This is a genomic window from Bacteriovorax sp. DB6_IX (genome assembly GCF_000447775.1).
Taxonomy (GTDB): Bacteria; Bdellovibrionota; Bacteriovoracia; order Bacteriovoracales; family Bacteriovoracaceae; genus Halobacteriovorax_A.
Window position 1 is genome coordinate 1 of the sequence record NZ_AUNJ01000302.1, and the last position, 242, is coordinate 242.

A 242-nucleotide genomic window follows, 5' to 3' on the forward strand; every position below is an offset into this window, starting at 1 on the left:
AAGAGAAATATTACACTTTTGCGTGTAACAATCCTTAATCTTGGCCAGACGAGATTTGGCCACATCGAGGGTTTCTACTTTCACCTCTTTCTTTACTTCTTTTTGTACAACTTCCCTACGAATAGGTAAACTTGCCGGCTTTCTTGAGTAAGGATTTTTGCGATCAAAAAGACCGATACGCTTTGACTCTTTATTATGCCCAACATAGTAATAAGCACCGAGACACAGAGTTAGGCCAGTAA

Annotated in this window: 1 protein-coding gene; it reads right to left on the minus strand. The window is 39.7% G+C overall.

Annotated elements, in window-relative coordinates; all coding sequences use genetic code 11:
- Positions 1–242, minus strand: a 242-nt coding sequence (locus M901_RS08950) for a hypothetical protein (RefSeq protein WP_034721534.1), incomplete at both ends; no start/stop codon positions are given.